The following is a 17,089-nucleotide window of genomic DNA, read 5'->3' on the forward strand; positions in this document are numbered from 1 at the left end:
TTAAGCGTCCGGTAAGATTGTCGAATTGGCCGACGACGGGTAAATCGACATCGAATTACGACTTTGGCGTGGGTGGACGCAGCAGTTCGAACACCGTGCTGGCCTCGCTGTAGTCCATATAGCCCATGCGGCCCATGGGCCGTGCCAGTTCCATGTCGAGGCGCCCGTCGCGGATGATCACCTCGTCGATGCGAATGCCGACGACTTCGCCGAACACCATGAAATTGTTGGCCGGCGTCCCGGACAAGGTCATGGGATTACGGATTTCCGTCACCCTGCATTCGAGCACGGCGAAGGCCTCGGAGACGTAGGGCGCATCGATCAGTTCAGCGGGTGCCGCCGTCAAGCCCGCGACATCAAACTCGTCGACCCCATAGGGTACGCTCACCGAGGAGGCATTCATCTGTTCGATCAGGTTGCGGCTGACGAAATTGGCGGTGAACACGCCGGTTTCTTCCGCGTTCCGGGCGCTGTCCTTGCGGCCCTGCGAGGAGAACATGATGATCTTCGGGGTGTCGCAGACAGCGTTGAAGAAGGAGTAGGGGGACAGGTTGATCGAGCCATCCCTGCCCTTGCTGCCGATCCAGCCAATGGGCCTTGGCGTGACGATGGCTTTGAACGGATCATGGGACAGGCCGTGCCGGTTGGTGTCCGTGCTGTAGAACATCAGCCGTCGCCTCCGCCGACCCAGGTCACGGTGTCGCTGAGTTCAGGGCGCGGCCGCTCGGTGATCGGGAAGGTGGTCGATCCGACATGGATGAAACCTGCAACCTTCTCGCCGGGCCTGATGCCGAGCAAAGGATAGGCGCGCTCGTCATAGGCAAACCACTCGCTCAGCCAGTTCGCGACATAGCCATGGGCGTTGGCCGCCATCGACAGATTGAGGCAGAGCGCGCCAGCCGACAGGACCTGCTCCCATTCGGGCACCTTGACATGAGGTCCGGCGGTGCTGACGACAGCGATGACGACAGGCGCGCGGGTGAACCGGGCGAGTTCGACCTTCCTCATTTCGTCGGAAAGGTCAGGCTTTGCCTCCAGCGCCAACTGCAGCAGCGCCTCGCCGATCTTGGCTCGCTCGTTACCCTGGTAGACGATAAAGCGCCAGGGTGCGAGCTTGCCGTGATCCGGCACGCGCGAGGCCAGTCGCAACATGTCCTCGAGTTCGCCCCTGCCCGGCCCGGGTTCGCACATCTGGAAGGCAGGCGTTGACCGGCGGACAGCGAGGTAATCGATCAGCGTGATGTCGTTTTTCATCAGAAATTCCATCGTGGCGACAAGGTCGCAAGGGTCATGAATGGCGATGCCGGTTTGTCGCTGCCGGCTGCGCCGATGTCAATTGCCGCTGCAGGGACAAAACCATGCGAAACCCGGGGGTATGATGGTCAAGGTCTTGAATTTGCCACCGCGTTGGTCTTCTGTTGCGGATTGATACGCGTCATCGATCGGTGGGAATTCATGTCGGCTTTTGTTCATACCGGTCGTATAGGCCTGACGGCGATGCTTTTGCTCGCTACCGGCCTCTCCGTCCGGGCAGACGATGCCTTCAAGGAATTCAAGCAGCTCGACAGTACGGCGAAAATGCCGAAGCTAAACGCTTTCATCTCCCCGGGGACGGACAAGAAGGCAGCCGCCATCCGCGATGTCGCACTCGACGCCAAGCTGACGGCGGATGGGCCGCCTTTGCAACAGGGTCTGTCCTGGTACGTGTTCAGTCCTGTCGCTGGCGGTGACGGAAAACTGCCGCTGGTGGCCAGCTCCAAAGGCGGTTCGGCGGCCTTTCAGCTCGGCCCGGGGGATTATTTCGTCAACGTTTCATTCGGTCGCGCCGGCGTTACCAAGAAGCTCACGGTGCCGGAAAGCGGCGAGACGCAGAAGCAGGTCATGGTGCTCGATGCCGGCGGCATCCTGCTCAACGCGGTGTCCGGCTCCGATGTCAGGATTCCACCGGCCGAGCTCAGTTTTTCCGTCTATTCCAACGAGGTGAAGGAGGACGGGACACGCGGTCTCGTCATGTCCGACGTCAAGCCGAACACGCTGGTGGGACTCAGCGCCGGGACCTACCACATTGTCTCGGAATACGGGCAGGTCAATGCCATCATCCGCGCCGATATCCAGGTCGAGGCCGGCAAGGTGACCGAGGCGACGATCCAGCATCGTGCCGCAAAACTCACTTTCAAGCTGGTTTCGGATGCCGGCGGCGAGGCCATTGCCGATACGGCCTGGTCTGTGCTGACGGCTGCCGGCGATATCGTCGGCGAGAGCGTCAGCGCCTTCCCGACGATGATACTGGCGGAGGGGCGCTACACTGCCGTCGCCCGCAACAAGGACAAGATCTATCAGCGGGATTTCAGTGTTGCGGCCGGCAAGAACACCGACGTCGAGGTGCTGATGAAAGAGCAGCAGCCACAGGATCTGCAGGATCCGGAAAACGGACCTGACGACCAGCTGCAGCAGGCACCTTCGCCGCAGGCACCGGCCGCACAGGCGCCGACCGCACCTCCCGAGGCCGGCGGACCCTCCGCCGTCCAGCCGCCGCTGCCTCCAGGCGACGACGGTACCAGCATGGATTAGCGGGCTCAGGTCGGCTTCGTCAGACTCAGCTGGCGCGGCTGAGAACCGGGCGCTTCGGCGGCGCCATCGAGAACACGGCGCTGTAAAGTCGTGACAGCAGATCCTTGCGATCGGCACCCTCGCTGAGTTTTTCAAAGGTGATGAGGTCACCGATATGGGAGGTGATCGTGCTGCCGGAGAGGCGTCGGAATTCGCGGATCAGCATCGAGATACGAAGCGTCAGGGAAAGCTTGCTCGCAAGGTGGAACAGCCGGCCGTTCTGGCCTTCGAAATAGATCGGAATGACGGACGCCCGCGCTGCCTGCACCAGCTTTGCCGGGAAGATCTTCCAGGGCAGATCTTCCGCCAGACCAAATCCCCGCTTCGCCGTGGCCACGCCGCCGGCTGGAAAGACGATGATGGTCACGCCTTCCTTCAGGAGACGAACGGCCTCGTGGCGGGTCTGCATGTTCATCGCCATCGCTTCGCGGGTTTCCTCGAACGAGATCGGCAACGAATAGGCGCTCATCTCCGGAACCTTGAGCAGTTCGTCGTTGATCAGCACCCGGAAGGGACGACCGAGTTGTTCGGCCAGCGCCAGCACCGCTATCCCGTCGCCGATGCCGAACGGATGGTTGGCGACGATGACGAGCGGCGTGTCGGGCAGATTGACCGGCGGCCAGGCGCCGCGCACGTCCATCCGGATGTCGATAAGGTCCAGCATCTTGCCAAACACACGGTCGCCGGAGGCAACGATGTCGCTGCGCCAGATGTCGTAAAGCCGCGCGTAACGATCTCGGCCCGACAGGCCCTCGATGGAGCGGATGAACCAGCGCTTCAGGCGAGGATCACGGTCATTGGCGTAGGAAAGCACTTTGAGCTTCACGATTGTTCCGGGTAGGCCCCGCCCCTGATCACACTGGCGTCGGTATATTACACTTCGATGTCAGTTCTCTGACAGAGCCAGCACGGCTCTGTCAGAGAGTGATCGCTCAGGCTGCCCGCGCCGCCTTCTCCGCTGCCTTGCGGCGAACGTCCGGAGGCGTGGCTTCCAGCGTCAGGCTTTCGATAGCCGCATCGAGCGACATCGAGGTCTGCGCCTGCGAACCGAGGCGGCGGATATTGACCGAGCGCTCCTCGGCTTCCTTCTTGCCGCAAACGATGATCACGGGCACCTTGGTGACGCTGTGCTCGCGGATCTTGTAGTTGATCTTCTCGTTGCGGAAGTCGGTCTCGACCTGCAGGCCTGCTTCGCGCAGCATCTCGGCTACTTCCATACCGTAGTCGTCAGCCTCGGATGTGATGGTTGCGACGACGATCTGCTGCGGTGAAATCCACAGCGGCATGTGACCGGCGAAGTTCTCGATCAGGATACCGAGGAAGCGCTCCATCGAGCCGCAGATAGCGCGATGGATCATAACCGGCTGGGTCTTTTCCGAGTTCTGGTCGATGTAGAAGGCGCCAAAGCGTTCCGGCAGGTTGAAGTCGACCTGCGTCGTCCCGCACTGCCATTCGCGGCCGATGGCGTCACGCAGCGTGTATTCGAACTTCGGACCGTAGAAAGCGCCCTCGCCCGGCAGGATGCCGGTCTTGATACGCCCGCCCGATTGCGCCTCGATGGTCTGGAGCACTTCCATCATGACGGCTTCGGCGCGATCCCACAGGGCATCCGACCCGACCCGCTTTTCCGGCCGTGTCGACAACTTGACGACGATTTCCTGGAAGCCGAAATCCTCATAGACCGAGAGGATGAGATCGTTGATCTTTAGGCATTCGGCGGCCATCTGCTCGTCGGTGCAGAAGATGTGGGCATCGTCCTGCGTAAACCCGCGCACGCGCATCAGTCCGTGCAAGGCGCCGGAGGGCTCGTAGCGATGAACGTTGCCAAATTCTGCAAGTCGCACAGGCAGTTCGCGGTACGACTTCAAGCCATGCTTGAAGATCTGGATATGGCCGGGGCAGTTCATGGGCTTCAGCGCGAAGACGCGTTCGTCGTCGGTCTCATCGCCGGCAACCGTCACCTTGAACATGTTGTCGCGGTACCAGCCCCAGTGTCCCGAGGTTTCCCAGAGCGACTTGTCGAGCACCTGCGGCGCGTTGACTTCCTGGTAGTCGCGCGCAAGGCGCCGGCGCATGTAGGATACCAGCGACTGGAACAGCCGCCATCCCTTGCCATGCCAGAAGACCACGCCGGGTCCCTCTTCCTGGAAATGGAACAGGTCCATCTCGCGGCCGAGGCGACGATGATCGCGCTTCTCGGCTTCAGCCAGAATGTTCAGGTAGTTGTCGAGTTCCGACTGTTCGGCGAACGCCGTGCCGTAGATGCGGGTCAGCATCGGATTGTTGCTGTCGCCACGCCAGTACGCACCGGCCACCTTCATCAGCTTGAAGGCAGTGCCGATCTGGCCGGTCGAGGCCATATGCGGGCCACGGCAGAGGTCGAACCAGTCGCCCTGGTAGTAAATCTTCAGATCCTGGCCAGCAGGGATCGCATCAACCAGCTGGACCTTGTAGGTCTCGCCCTTGTCGGCAAATACCTGCTTGGCCTTTTCGCGCGACCAGATCTCTCTTGTGAACGGCTTGTTGCGCAGGATGATTTCCTTCATCTTCTTTTCGATGACGGGCAGGTCGTCCGGCGTAAACGGCTCGTTCTTGGCAAAGTCGTAATAGAAACCGTTCTCGATCACCGGACCGATGGTCACCTGCGTACCGGGCCACAGTTCCTGCACGGCTTCTGCCATGACATGGGCCGCGTCGTGGCGAATGAGTTCCAGCGCGCGTGGGTCGGTACGGGTGACGATCTCGATCGCCCCTGAGGTCACCGGTTCGGAGAGGTCCTGTACAGTGCCGTCTATGGTAATTGCCACGGCCTTCTTGGCCAGCGACTTCGATATCGATTCGGCGACATCCCGGCCTGTTGCGCCGGCTGCAAAGCCGCGCACCGAACCATCGGGAAATGTCAGGGAAATAGCATCCGTCATCATAAGCTTCCTTATCCAGTCCCGCCAACCAATGCGGGTGGTGCGTCATAAACGAGATGGGCAATAGGCCGCCGATCTCGCAGCGCCTGATAGATGTTTTCAGGCTTTGAGTAAAGATCAGGCACGCCGTTCATGTTCTACCCGGCCGTGTATGATGTTGTTTATCAGGCGCCCGGCGAGCGGCGCAGGGCCAGATATCGCCACGGCGTCCACCACCGGTATCTGCGCTCGAGAACCTCCGGAACGGGGTCGAAGCCGCTGCTGCCGCCAGGCCCGCAACTGCCGACGCGAAACAACGTCATCCAGCCACCGGGCCAGAGGCCATGTCGTGCGATTGCCTCATAGCCGTATTCCGAACAGGTCGGCAGGTGGCGACAGGAATTGCCGATGAAGCCGGAAAGTGTCAGCTGGTAGAGTCGGATCAGGCCTATCCCGAGCAGCCGGTCCGGGGTCTTGCGGAAGGGACCGGCATAGTTTCTGGATTGGCGGGGTTTATCGTCATGGCCGTGCGCGTCGCACATGGTCAGGCCTCCACGGCTGCGCCGCGTCTGGCCTCGATCTGCTCGATGGCATCGATGACGGCGTCGAATGTCAGCATCGTCGATGCGTGCCGCGCCTTATAGTCCTTGACCGGGCGGAGGTATCGCATCTCCTCGAATCGGCCGACAGGCCCCTCGCCGTCTGCCTTCAGCATCGCCAGCATGTCGCTTCGAGCTTGGCGCAGTTCAGACACGGTCGCCCCGACCACATGGCGTGCCATGATTGACGATGAAGCCTGGCCGAGCGCGCATGCCTTGACGTCGTGGGTGAAGTCGCTGACCACATTTCCATCGAGTTTCAGCCATATGGTGACGCGGGAGCCACATAGACGCGAGTGCGCCTTGACGCTGGCATCCGCATCCTCAATCACGCCGATGCGCGTTATGTTGCCGGCAAACTCAAGGATTTTGGTGTTGTAGATGTCGTCCATTGCGCTCCGGGCTCCGATATGGCGGTCACTGTATTCTAAACGAAAAACACACCGTGTCCGATCGAACACTTTCACATCGAGGGTGCCGTACTATATGTATCTCGTTCGTAGGACATGATTTTACAACGCTCTTCTGCGAGTTTCACCCGAAACAGTGTACGACGGCCGCGAGAATCTGGACGTATGGACTGATTTTGCCGAAAGCCGTGTCCGGCTGGCAATGTCGCTGACGAGACTGAAACGATCCCTATCGCGGATCAGGAGAGCCTGAAATGGACGCTGTGTTGAAGAATTTGGCGCTGACCGACACCCACCCGGATCGTCCGACTCAAAAGGAAGCCGAGGATGCCGTGCGTGTCCTTCTCCGCTGGGCCGGTGACGACCCGACCCGGGAGGGATTGATCGACACGCCCGCACGCGTCGCCAAGTCGTACCGCGAACTGTTCGCCGGTTACGACCTGGATCCGGAAGATGTGCTTGGCCGGACCTTCGAGGAAGTGGCTGGCTACGACGACATGGTTCTGGTGCGCGACATTCCGTTCTTTTCCCATTGCGAGCACCACATGGTGCCGATCATTGGAAAAGCTCATGTGGCCTACCTGCCGAACGGCCGCGTTCTTGGCCTGTCCAAGATCGCCCGCGTGGTCGATATCTTCGGGCGCCGCCTGCAGACCCAGGAAACTATGACGGCACAGATCGCCACCGCAATCGACGAGACGCTGCGTCCTCGTGGCGTTGCAATCATGATCGAGGCCGAGCATATGTGCATGGCCATGCGCGGCGTGCAGAAGCAGGGATCGACAACGCTGACGACACGGTTCACCGGCTCTTACAAGGTCGATCCGGCCGAGCAGGCGCGTTTCATGACGCTGGTGCGCGGACGCTAATTTCAGGTGACGGTTTGCGATGATAGGATTCAGGGAGCCTTCCCGCGACAAGGCGGAACTTGAGGATGACGGCGAGTTCACGCCGCGTTTCGACGATGGCGGTCTGATCACCGCTGTCGTCACCGACGCCAGTGATGGTGTCCTGCTCATGGTAGCGCACATGAACGCCGAGGCTCTGTCCCTCACGCTCAGCACCGGCATTGCGCATTATTACAGCCGTTCGCGCGCCAAGATCTGGAAGAAGGGCGAAACGTCCGGCAATTTGCAAACGGTTATGGAAATCCGTACCGATTGCGATCAGGATGCAATCCTGCTGAAGGTCGAGGTTGGGGGTCATGCTGCCACCTGCCATACCGGTCGGCGCTCGTGCTTCTACCGGGTCGTCGAATTGCAGGACGGTAAGCCGGTGGTGCGCATCGTCGACACTCACCGCCACTTCGACCCACGCGATGTATATGGCCATTAAAACAAATTGATCCGGCAGGGCATTACACTGTTAAGCCCTGTAGACGTATGATGTTCAGGCAAACAAAAAGGGACGCGATATAACAAGAGGCGCGATACGTCTCGAAGGAAGACAAGATGCTGAACTGGCGTTTCAATCGTCAGGGAGCCGGACAGAGTTCGGCGGTTACCTCCCCGGCCAAAGGCAACGATCTCTCCGCAACGGCCCTCATTCCCGTCCTTCCCAGCAAAGCGAAAATCGCTTTGGCGCTGGGCGGCGGCGCAGCGCGAGGCTGGGCGCATATCGGCGTGCTGAGAGCGCTCGACGAGGCCGGCATCGAGATCGGTATGATTGCCGGCACATCGATCGGCGCACTCGTCGGCGGTTGCTATCTGGCCGGCAAGCTCGATGAACTCGAAACATTCGCCCGCTCGCTTACCATGCGCCGCATTGCCAGCCTGCTTGACCTGACCATTGGCGGAAGCGGGCTCTTCGGCGGCATGCGACTGACCAAGCGGATGCAGGAGCACCTGCAGGGGCTGAGCATCGAGGACCTGCCCAGGCCATTCGTTGCCGTGGCGGCCGAACTCAACACCGGCCATGAGGTGTGGATCACCAACGGATCATTGATCACAGCATTGCGTGCGTCCTACGCCCTTCCCGGAATTTTCGAGCCGGTGCGCAGCAACAACCGGACGCTGGTTGATGGCGCGCTCGTCAATCCGGTGCCGGTCTCGGTCTGCCGGTCCTACGAACAGCCGCTGGTCGTCGCGGTCAACCTCAATTACGATCTCTACGGCCGTTCGGCCGTGGTCAAGCACAACGCTCTGCAGCCTGCGACCGACATCCATCGCCAGTCCGAAGCGCCGTATACCAGGCTCGGTATGACCGGCGTCATGGTGCAGGCCTTCAACATCATACAGGACAGGATTTCGCGCGCGCGTCTTGCCGGCGACCCACCGGACCTGGCGCTGCATCCGCGACTGAGCGATATCGGCCTATCCGAGTTTCATCGCGCCGGTGCGGCCATCGATCGCGGCTATGAGGAGGCTTCGGCTCGACTTCCGGAAATTCGCCGCATGCAGGAGGCCTATGCCCGCTGACGCGGTGGGTGGCGCACATCCCGCAGTCGTAGCTGGGGAGGCGCTGTGATCAGCCCCTTCCCCAGGACATTTCATCCAGCGATATAGGCCTTGATCTGTTCGGCCTCGAGTTCAATCTCGCGGATATGAGCCTTGACGACGTCGCCGATCGAAATGATGCCGCTGAGCTTGCCGTCGTCTTCCACCGGTACATGGCGAAACCGTCTTTGCGTCATCATCTCCATGACTTGGTCGACCGTCGAATCTTCGCTGCAGCGGACGATGTTATAGCTCATCACTTCCACGACCGGTTGGTCGAGGCTGGAGCGGCCATATTTGGCAACAGCTTTTACAACGTCCCGCTCCGTGAATATGCCGGAGATAGTGCCTCCGAGCGATCCGATCACCAGCGCACCGATACGGTGTTCCGCCAGGATCGCAGCGGCCTCAAGCAGCGTCGTGTCCGGACCGACGGTCACCACGGCGCGACCCTTGGCGTCCAAAATGGATTTTACGGAAATTGGCATTCGATCCTCCCCTTTCGAAATCGCAATAGGATTCCGGTCGCCCGTGGTCTCCTCCCTCCGCGCGGCCGGAATTCGATGTTGCACTCAGGTTGCCGGGAATGCAACCTTCAGCCATCGATGGCGGCGACGTCTTCAGGCGGCGTCGGCAATTCTATCGGGCGGTCGAACAGCGAAAAGAGCAGGAAACCGAAGATAAAGCCGCCGACATGAGCGTCCCATGCCACGTCCTGCGATCCATCGCCAATCAGCGGCATGCCGAAGGCGATGAGTATATTGGTGAAGAACCAGAACAGGATGAACATCAGGACTGTCCGGCTTCGCAATGCGCCAATGATCGACAGTCTTGGATTGAGGTGCGATTCCATCGGGCGAGGCCCGCGTTTCTCGGGCGGAAATGCAAAGCGGCAGGCAGCCCCCATCAGCGCCGAGACGACGCCCGATGCGCCGATCATCAACGTCATCTGGCCCCAATGGATGGCGGCATTGAGTGCTGCAGCTGCGATTGCCGAAAGTATCCAGAATGCGATGTAGCGCACCGGGCCGATGCGGCGAGCCACCGGCGCACCGAAGGCCATCAGCCACAAGCCGTTAAACAGGATGTGCTCGATGCTTGCATGCAGCAGCGAATAGGTTACCGGCGTCCAGAGCCACTCCAGACCCTGCTGCGACAAAGGCGTTGTGTAGCGGCCCGGTACGAAGCCGAAAGTAAAGAAGAACCAGTCGAGCGTGTCCGTCGAAAAAAATACGCTCTGGATCAGAAAGATCGCCAGCAGCAGGCCTAGGCTCGCGACGAGGACGGGGGGAAGATTGAAGATCGGTGTGCGTGGCGGAGGCGCGTCTGGGCGGTTCTCCACTGTCGGGGGAAGATTGGGCACATCGTCTTGCATGTCATGCTCTTCGTCGTGAAAGGAAAGCGCAAGGCATACAGGAGCGGTTGCCAAAAAAGAAGCCGCCCAATTGAGCCGGGCGGCTGGAAGTTGGTGCTGTCAGCCTTCGGACTGTCATGATCCTCGATCTCACAGGAAAGCACCGGCGGTCAATTGAAAGGCTTCGTTAACCCTAACCCGGTTGCCGTGGCACGGAATAAGCATGGGATGGTCCAGAGGGCGGAAATATTCGCCATCCTGCACCGAATTGACACACGGACCGACCATGCGCCTGGATACGAGCTTTGAACTGTTTACCTATTGGAACAGCACCCGAGGGATCGCCGACGCTCCGTTGCGGTCCGAGATCGATCCGGGTGCCATCCGTCACATGCTGCCGCAGGTCTTCATCCTGGAAGCCGCTGATGCCGGCGGTCCCCGCTTTCGCCTGGCGGGGACGATGATTTGCAGTCTTTTCGCCCGGGAACTTCGCGACATGCCATTTTCGTCGCTTTGGAGCAGCCAAGGTGACGAGGCCGTCACTTTTGCCAAGGGGGTCATGGACGGGGTTTCGCCGGCCTTGCTCAATGCAACGGGCAATGGCGGCTATGGCCGCTCGATGACATTCGAGGTCATCCTGCTGCCGATGCGCTCCTCGCCGGATCGCTGCGATCGGGTGCTGGGTTGCCTGGTGGCGACGAGCAAAAGCGCCTGGCTTGGAATGCAGCCCCTCGCCGGTCTTCGTCTCGATCGTGGCCGTAAGATCGATGGCCAGACGGGCTTGCGCGAACCCGAAACGCCTGCGCCGCAATCTCAAGCATCGGCTTTGGCCAGCAAGGGGTTGGGGCTATCCCTCGCCGTTCGCCGGGCGCTCAACCTCTGACCTTCGAACTGTCGCAGATGCTCCGGTAGCCACGATACAACCTGCGCTCTTTTGGGGCGTGGCGAATGAGTGCATGACGTGCATCGAATGCAACTGGCGTACGGCGGCCAATCATCTATTAACAAATTTCTGCTACCAATGCTTGGAGCCTCACAGGATCAAGAAGTCGCTTTATGCACTCATTCCAGCCAGCACTGACAACGCGGAGTGCGCCGCGCGTGGATCAACGGACCTTTCAAAGGGTGCCGATCAACATGCAGGGTCGCCTGATGCTGGCAAATTACGATGAATTCGAGTGCATGGTCGTCGATATGTCGCCGGGCGACCTTTACGTTATATGCGAAGGCAGGCCGCGCGCGAATGAGCGGGTTATTGCCTATATCGACCATCTAGGCCGGATTGAGGGTCTTGTCATCTCGGTCGACAATCGCGGCTTCAACATGTCGATCAACGCCACCGATCGCAAACGCGAGAAGCTCGCAGCACAGCTGACCTGGCTTGCCAACAAGCACGAACTCGGCCTGCCCGAGGATCGCCGCCATGATCGGCTGACGCCGAAGAGTGCGACGGTGGAACTGACCCTCGAGGATGGCTCCGTCTATAACTGCCGCCTCATGGATCTGTCGCTCTCCGGTGCTGCCGTCGATGTCGAAGCGCGCCCTGCCCTCGGCATGGCCGTCCGCCTCGGCAACATGCGCGGCAGGATCGTTCGCCATTTCCGCGAAGGCGTTGCAATCGAATTCCTGTCGCTGCAATCGCGCGACACGCTGCGCGAATTTCTCTGAGCCGGAAAGCCCACGACGCTTTGCGCGACGTGGGTAAAGGCATGGTCCAATCCTATCAGAAAGACTGGTAGGCTGTGATGACCGCCGCCATCTGGGTTGGATCCAGTGCCTCGGCCTGTGATGCGGTGATTGCCTGCAACTGGGCGCTCGACAATCCGAAGATATCACCCGTGGAGAGGCCGGCAATCGCCGCCGTAGAGATCGAGGAGATGTCTGCCAGCGAGAAGGCCGACAGCCCGTCCGTGCTCAATGCCGCGATCTGCAGGGAATTGAGTGCCCCCACCTGGGCCGGCGTCAGGGCTTCGACCTGCGCCGTCGACATGGCACCGATCTGAGCCGTGGTCAGGCCGACCAGAGACCTTGCATTCAGGGCCGCGACCTGATCGGTCGAGAGCGCTGCGACGCTGGCCGTTCCGAGCGCAGCTATCTGTACCGCGTTCAGCGCCGCCACCTGATCGGTACTGAGGCTTGCGGCCTGTGCCGAACTCAGGGCCCGGGTCTGGGCGAAGGTCAGTGCGGCGATCTGGCTTGTCTTCAGGGCCGCCATCTGGTCCGGCGTGAGCGATGGGATATTGGCGCTCGCCAGCCCCGGCAGCGCAGCCGCTCCGATAGCTGCGATATCGTCCGTCGAGAGAACAGCCACATCCGCGCTGTTGAGGCCACCGACCTGCGCGGCGCTGAAGCCTGCAAACTGGGTCGGAGTCAGCGCTTCGACCTGGCTGGTCGACAACGCGGCAACCTGGGCTGCCGTAAGGCCGGCAACGGCCTTGGCACTGAGGCCAGCCACCTGGTCCGGCGACAGGGCTGCAATGCTGTCGCTGGAGAGAGCCGCGATCTGGAGAGAGGTGAGCGCGCCGATCTGCGACGATGTGAGGCCCGGAAGCTGCGCTGAAGTCAGCGCCGCAACCTGGGCTGTCTGCAGTGCAGCCAGCTGACTGGCACTCAGGGCTGCAATCTGGTCGGCGCTGAGGGCAGCGATGTTGCTGGATGACAGGCCGGAAAGCGCCGAGGCGGTGATCGCTGCGATATCGTCGGCGCTAAGGACCGCAACATCGCCCGCAGTCAGGGCGGCGACCTGGCTCGAGGCGAGGCTGGCAATCTGCGTTGCCGTCAACGCGTTGATCTGGTCGCTGGACAAGGCGCCGACCTGCGCCGTGGTGAGGCTGGCGACGGCCTTGGTGGTGAGCGCCGCAACCTGCTCGCCCGAGAGGGATGCGATCCCTGCAGTCGAGAGGCCGGGTATCGCGGTCGAGACGAGGGCAGCTACCTGCGTGGTTGTCAGCGCTGCGACCTGCGCCCCGGTTAGGGCGGCTATCTGTGAGGATGTCAGCCCGGCCACTTGGACCGCGGTCAGGCTAGCAACCTGGTCAGGCGAAAGGCTGGAGATATTGTCGCTGGAGAGGCCCGACATGCCGGCCGCGCTGATCGCGGCCAGATCGGCTGCAGAGAAGGTCGCGAGGTCGGCGGTGCTGAGGGCTGCAATTTGCGAGGAATTCAGCGCCCCGATCTGCGATGCCGAGAGGCCGCTGACCTGGTCGGTCGTCAGGGCAGCGATCTGCGAGGAGGTCAGGCCCTTCATCGCCGTTGCCGTCAGCGAGGCGATCTGGTCTGCGGAAAAGGCTGCGATGTCAGCTGTCGAAATGCCGGAGATGGCTGATGAACTGAGCGCCCCGATCTGCTGGGTCGTGAGGCTGGCAATCTGTGCCGTGGTCAGTGCCGCGATCTGTGCGCTTTTCAGCGCCGCAATCTGCGTCGTCTTCAGCGCTGCGGCCTGATCCGGGCTGAGGGCGGCGATGGCAGTGGTCGAGAGGCCTGCAAGAGCTCCCGTCCCGATCGCCGCGATATCGTCGGTCGAGAAGGCCTGGAGACCTGCCGTGCTCAGGGCGGCAATCTGGGAGGAGCCAAGGCCTGCCACCTGTGCCGAGGTCAGCGACTGGATCTGGTCGCTGGATAGCAGGGTGATCTGCGTCGACGTCAGGCCGGCGACCGCCTTGACGCTCAACGCCGCTATCTGGTCGTCGGAGAGGGCCGTGACGCTGCCGGAGGAGAGAGCCGTGACCTGCGCGGCGCTGAGGGCGGCAACCTGCGTGGTGCTCAGGGTGCCGATCTGCCCGGATGCAAGGCCGGCGATCTGTGCGGTTTTAAGGGCTGCGATCTGGCTTGTCTTCAACGCTGCGATCTGGTCGGCGCTGAGGGACGACAGGACATCGCTGGAAAGGCCGGAAAGCGCTGCGGTGCTGACAGCTGCCACTTCATCGGCCGAGAAGGCCGCGAGATCCGCTGAACTCATGGCGGCGATCTGGGCGGAGCCGAGGCCTGCGACCTGCGCCAAGGTCAGAGATTCCACCTGATCGACCGACAGGGCAGCGATCTGTGCCGACGTGAGACCTGCCACGGCCTTGGCACTGAGGGCTCCGATCTGTTCGTTCGACAGCGCGGCGATGGTGGTGCTGGACAGTGCGCCGGTCTGCGCTGCCGTCAGCACGGCTACCTGCGAGGTGCCGAGTTCGGCAATCTGGGCGGCACTCAAGGCTGCGATTTGCGCCGTCTTCAGGGCGGCAATCTGGGTTGCCTTCAGCGCTGCCGTCTGTTCCGGCGAAAGGGCGGCGATGCCGGCGCTCGAAAGGCCTGAGAGCGCCGCGTTGCTGATGGCGGCGACCTCGTCCGTAGACAGGACACCGAGGTCTGCCGTGCTCAGCGCTGCCAGTTGCGCGGAACTGAGGCTGGCGACCTGGGCGGATGTGAAGCCCTCGATCTGCAGCGTCGACAGGGAGGAGATCTGCAGCGAGGTAAAGCCTGCGATAGCCTTGCTGTTCAACGCGGTAATCTGGTCGCCGGAAAGGGCCGCGAGGCCGCCGCTGGACAAGGCCTTGACCTGCGCCGAGACCAGCGCGCCGACCTGCGATGTCGTAAGCGCAGCAATCTGGTCGGACGAAAGGGCCGCGATCTGGCCGGACTTCAGGGCTGCGATCTGGGTCGATTTCAGCGCCGCCGCCTGATCCGGAGTGAGCGCCGCGATACCGTCGGTGGACAGCCCTGTCAGGGCGACCGCGTTGATGGCCGCGATTTCGTCGGGCGAGAACGTCGCGATATCGGCAGTGCTGAGTGCTGCAATCTGGCCGGAGTTGAGGCTTGCGATCTGGCTGGATGTCAGCGCTGCAGCCTGATCCGTGGAGAGGGCCGCGATCTGGGCGGTCGTCATGCCGGCGACGGCCTTGGCATTGAGCGCGCCGATCTGGTCGGCGGACAGGGCACTGACGCTGGTGCTCGCCAAAGCCTTGATCTGCAGCGAGGTCAGCGCGGTGACCTGCGCCGTCGTCAGCGCCGGTGTCTGGGTTGCGTCGAGCGCAGCGATCTGGGTTGTCTTCAGGGCGGCGATCTGGGTTGGCTTCAGGGCGGATAGCTGGTCGGAACTGAGAACGGCGACATTGGCGGTGGAAAGGCCCGGCAATGCGGCAACGCTGATTGCGGCGATATCGGCCGTCGAGAAGGTAGCGAGATCAGCAGTATTGAGCGCGCCGATCTGGGCTGCCGTCATGACGCCGACCAGCGCCGGGGTGAGAGCCTGCGCCTGCCCTGTCGAGAGCGACGAGATCTGCTGCGTGGTGAGGCCCGAGACGGCCTTGGTGCTGATGGCCGCGACCTGATCGGTGGACAACGCGGCGATACTTGCGCCGTTCAGCATCCTCACCTGCGATGCGGTCAAGGCGGCGATCTGCAAGGTCGACAGGCCCGGGATCTGGTCGGAAGTGAGCGCTGCGATCTGGCCCGTTCTCAGCGCCGCGATCTGGGTTGTCTTCAGCGCTGCGGCTTGATCGGAGGTGAGTGCTGCGATGCTGGCGGTGGACAGCCCTGCCAGCGCCACGGTGCTGATCGCCGCCATGTCGCCGGAGGAAAATGTGGCGAGGCCGGCCACGCTGACGGCCGAGACCTGCAGCGAGGTGAGGCTGGCGATCTGCACAGACGTGAAGGCATCGATTTGCCCCGTCGACAACGACGAAATCTGGGCCGACGTCAGCCCTGCAATCGCCCTCGTGCCGAGGGCGGCGATCTGGGCGCTGGATAGGGCGCCGACATCTCCGGTCGGCAAGGCCTTGACCTGCGTCGCGCTGAGGGCGGCAATCTGCGCGGTCGAGAGTGCGGGGATCTGGTCCGTCGTCAGCGCCGCGACCTGGCTGGTCCTCAGCACGACGATCTGGCTGGTTTTGAGGGCCGCAGTCTGGCCGGAGCTGAGCACGGAGATATTGGCGGACGACAGCCCGGTAATGGCGCTGGCGCTGATTGCGGCGATGTCGGCCGTCGAGAAGCCGGCGATATCGTCTGTCGACAGTGCTGCGATCTGGCCGGCACTAAGGGATGCCACCTGAGCGGGCGTCAGCGCCTCGATCTGCTGCGCGTCGAGCGCGCCGATCTGTGCGGTCTTCAGCGCCGCGATCTGCGTCGCCGCGAGGCCGCCGATCTTGTCGGTGGTGAGTATGGCCAGCTGGTCGAGGCTGAGGCTGGTGATCGAGGTTGCCGAGATGGCGGAGAGCTGGGCTGTCGAGAAGGAAGCAAGGTCTTCCGTTTCAAGCGCCGCGACCTGCGCTGCCGAGAGCGCCTTGATCTGCGTCGTCGACAACGCCGAAATGTCGTTGGTCGTCCAGGCCGCGATAGTCGTGGTCGCAAGCGCCCTGATCTGCGTGGCGCTCAGCGAGGAAATCGGCGAAATCATGTGGAACCCCTTTGATATCTTCACAGCCGCGAAGCCCTGCCCGCGCCCCCGCGAACAATGCACGCCCGAAATCACAGGGGACCCCGAACGCCCTCACAGCTAGGTCGCTTACAGGACGCGCACAAAGACTCGCCACGCTCCCCGACCTGAGGCGGTTATGGGAGGATGAGCTTGCCTGGGGCTGTCGGGATGGGGTGTGGGACGGGTAGGGAGAGTGTGACTAGTGAAAGCAAAGTTTCTTGTTGGAAATTTATCGTAGAAGATCTACTCGCAATTACTCATGTAACCGGGGCAAGGCTAATGCAATTTAATTTTCGAGAGACGGCACTCTTTGTGCGCCGTAATTTTCTTTGATTCTCCTGGATGACAACGCCGCAGCGTGTTGAACAACCTCGCATGTGG

15 protein-coding genes are annotated in these 17,089 nt (G+C 61.8%); 6 read left to right on the forward strand and 9 right to left on the reverse strand.

From position 1 onward, the window contains the following. Positions 1-55: 55 nt before the first annotated feature. Complete coding sequence (locus tag J5278_RS10555; RefSeq protein WP_209183759.1) at positions 56-667, reverse strand: flavin reductase family protein; 612 nt, start codon at positions 665-667, stop codon at positions 56-58. After that, the gene (locus J5278_RS10560) at positions 667-1,254 is read right to left on the reverse strand and encodes a nitroreductase (protein WP_142822711.1); all 588 of its coding nucleotides are present in this window, start codon (positions 1,252-1,254) and stop codon (positions 667-669) included. The genes J5278_RS10555 and J5278_RS10560 overlap by 1 nt, the downstream gene beginning before the upstream one ends. 243 nt (positions 1,255-1,497) lie before the next feature. Between J5278_RS10560 and J5278_RS10565 the strand changes: the two genes are divergently transcribed. Beyond that, complete coding sequence (locus J5278_RS10565; RefSeq protein ID WP_247749127.1) at positions 1,498-2,571, forward strand: hypothetical protein; 1,074 nt, start codon at positions 1,498-1,500, stop codon at positions 2,569-2,571. A 25-nt stretch (positions 2,572-2,596) separates the two neighbouring features. Here J5278_RS10565 and J5278_RS10570 read toward each other — a convergent pair whose 3' ends face one another. From J5278_RS10570 to J5278_RS10585, 4 genes are all read right to left on the reverse strand, one after another. Beyond that, the gene (locus J5278_RS10570) at positions 2,597-3,436 is read right to left on the reverse strand and encodes a lysophospholipid acyltransferase family protein (RefSeq protein WP_209183758.1); all 840 of its coding nucleotides are present in this window, start codon (positions 3,434-3,436) and stop codon (positions 2,597-2,599) included. A gap of 106 nt (positions 3,437-3,542) precedes the next feature. Beyond that, the gene (gene thrS, locus J5278_RS10575) at positions 3,543-5,531 is read right to left on the reverse strand and encodes a threonine--tRNA ligase (RefSeq protein ID WP_209183757.1); all 1,989 of its coding nucleotides are present in this window, start codon (positions 5,529-5,531) and stop codon (positions 3,543-3,545) included. A 164-nt stretch (positions 5,532-5,695) separates the two neighbouring features. Continuing rightward, the gene (yidD, locus tag J5278_RS10580; protein ID WP_209183756.1) at positions 5,696-6,052 is read right to left on the reverse strand and encodes a membrane protein insertion efficiency factor YidD; all 357 of its coding nucleotides are present in this window, start codon (positions 6,050-6,052) and stop codon (positions 5,696-5,698) included. A 2-nt stretch (positions 6,053-6,054) separates the two neighbouring features. Further along, entirely contained in the window at positions 6,055-6,501 is a 447-nt protein-coding gene (locus J5278_RS10585) for an iron-sulfur cluster assembly scaffold protein (protein WP_219258270.1), read from the reverse strand. A gap of 272 nt (positions 6,502-6,773) precedes the next feature. On the opposite strand from J5278_RS10585, the gene folE reads away from it, so the two are divergent. The 3 genes from folE (at position 6,774) to J5278_RS10600 (ending at position 8,936) form a co-directional block, all read left to right on the forward strand. Then, complete coding sequence (gene folE, locus J5278_RS10590; RefSeq protein WP_142822706.1) at positions 6,774-7,388, forward strand: GTP cyclohydrolase I FolE; 615 nt, start codon at positions 6,774-6,776, stop codon at positions 7,386-7,388. Positions 7,389-7,407: 19 nt separating this feature from the next. Continuing rightward, positions 7,408-7,854 (forward strand): phosphoribosyl-AMP cyclohydrolase, encoded by a 447-nt coding sequence (gene hisI, locus J5278_RS10595; RefSeq protein ID WP_209183754.1) that lies wholly within the window; start codon positions 7,408-7,410, stop codon positions 7,852-7,854. A gap of 116 nt (positions 7,855-7,970) precedes the next feature. Next, on the forward strand, positions 7,971-8,936 hold the full coding sequence (locus J5278_RS10600; protein ID WP_209187465.1) for a patatin family protein: 966 nt from the start codon (positions 7,971-7,973) through the stop codon (positions 8,934-8,936). Positions 8,937-9,007: 71 nt separating this feature from the next. On the opposite strand, the gene J5278_RS10605 is transcribed toward J5278_RS10600, so the two are convergent. Next, entirely contained in the window at positions 9,008-9,442 is a 435-nt protein-coding gene (locus J5278_RS10605; RefSeq protein ID WP_209183752.1) for a CBS domain-containing protein, read from the reverse strand. A 107-nt stretch (positions 9,443-9,549) separates the two neighbouring features. After that, positions 9,550-10,329: a rhomboid family intramembrane serine protease gene (locus J5278_RS10610; protein WP_209183751.1), complete on the reverse strand. Its 780-nt coding sequence runs from the start codon at positions 10,327-10,329 to the stop codon at positions 9,550-9,552. Positions 10,330-10,594: 265 nt separating this feature from the next. Here J5278_RS10610 and J5278_RS10615 point away from each other — a divergent pair, with 265 nt between their 5' ends. Together J5278_RS10615 and J5278_RS10620 are read left to right on the forward strand one after the other, a co-directional pair. After that, a complete protein-coding gene (locus tag J5278_RS10615; RefSeq protein ID WP_209183750.1) occupies positions 10,595-11,191 on the forward strand; it encodes a PAS domain-containing protein in 597 nt (198 codons plus the stop codon). A gap of 173 nt (positions 11,192-11,364) precedes the next feature. Next, a complete protein-coding gene (locus J5278_RS10620; protein WP_209183749.1) occupies positions 11,365-11,976 on the forward strand; it encodes a PilZ domain-containing protein in 612 nt (203 codons plus the stop codon). Positions 11,977-12,031: 55 nt separating this feature from the next. Here J5278_RS10620 and J5278_RS10625 read toward each other — a convergent pair whose 3' ends face one another. Then, entirely contained in the window at positions 12,032-16,687 is a 4,656-nt protein-coding gene (locus tag J5278_RS10625; protein WP_209187464.1) for a hypothetical protein, read from the reverse strand. Between the last annotated feature and the right edge of the window lie 402 nt (positions 16,688-17,089).

Origin of the sequence: Rhizobium sp. B21/90, from assembly GCF_019355815.1 — a bacterium.
Lineage (GTDB): Bacteria > Pseudomonadota > Alphaproteobacteria > Rhizobiales > Rhizobiaceae > Rhizobium > Rhizobium rhododendri.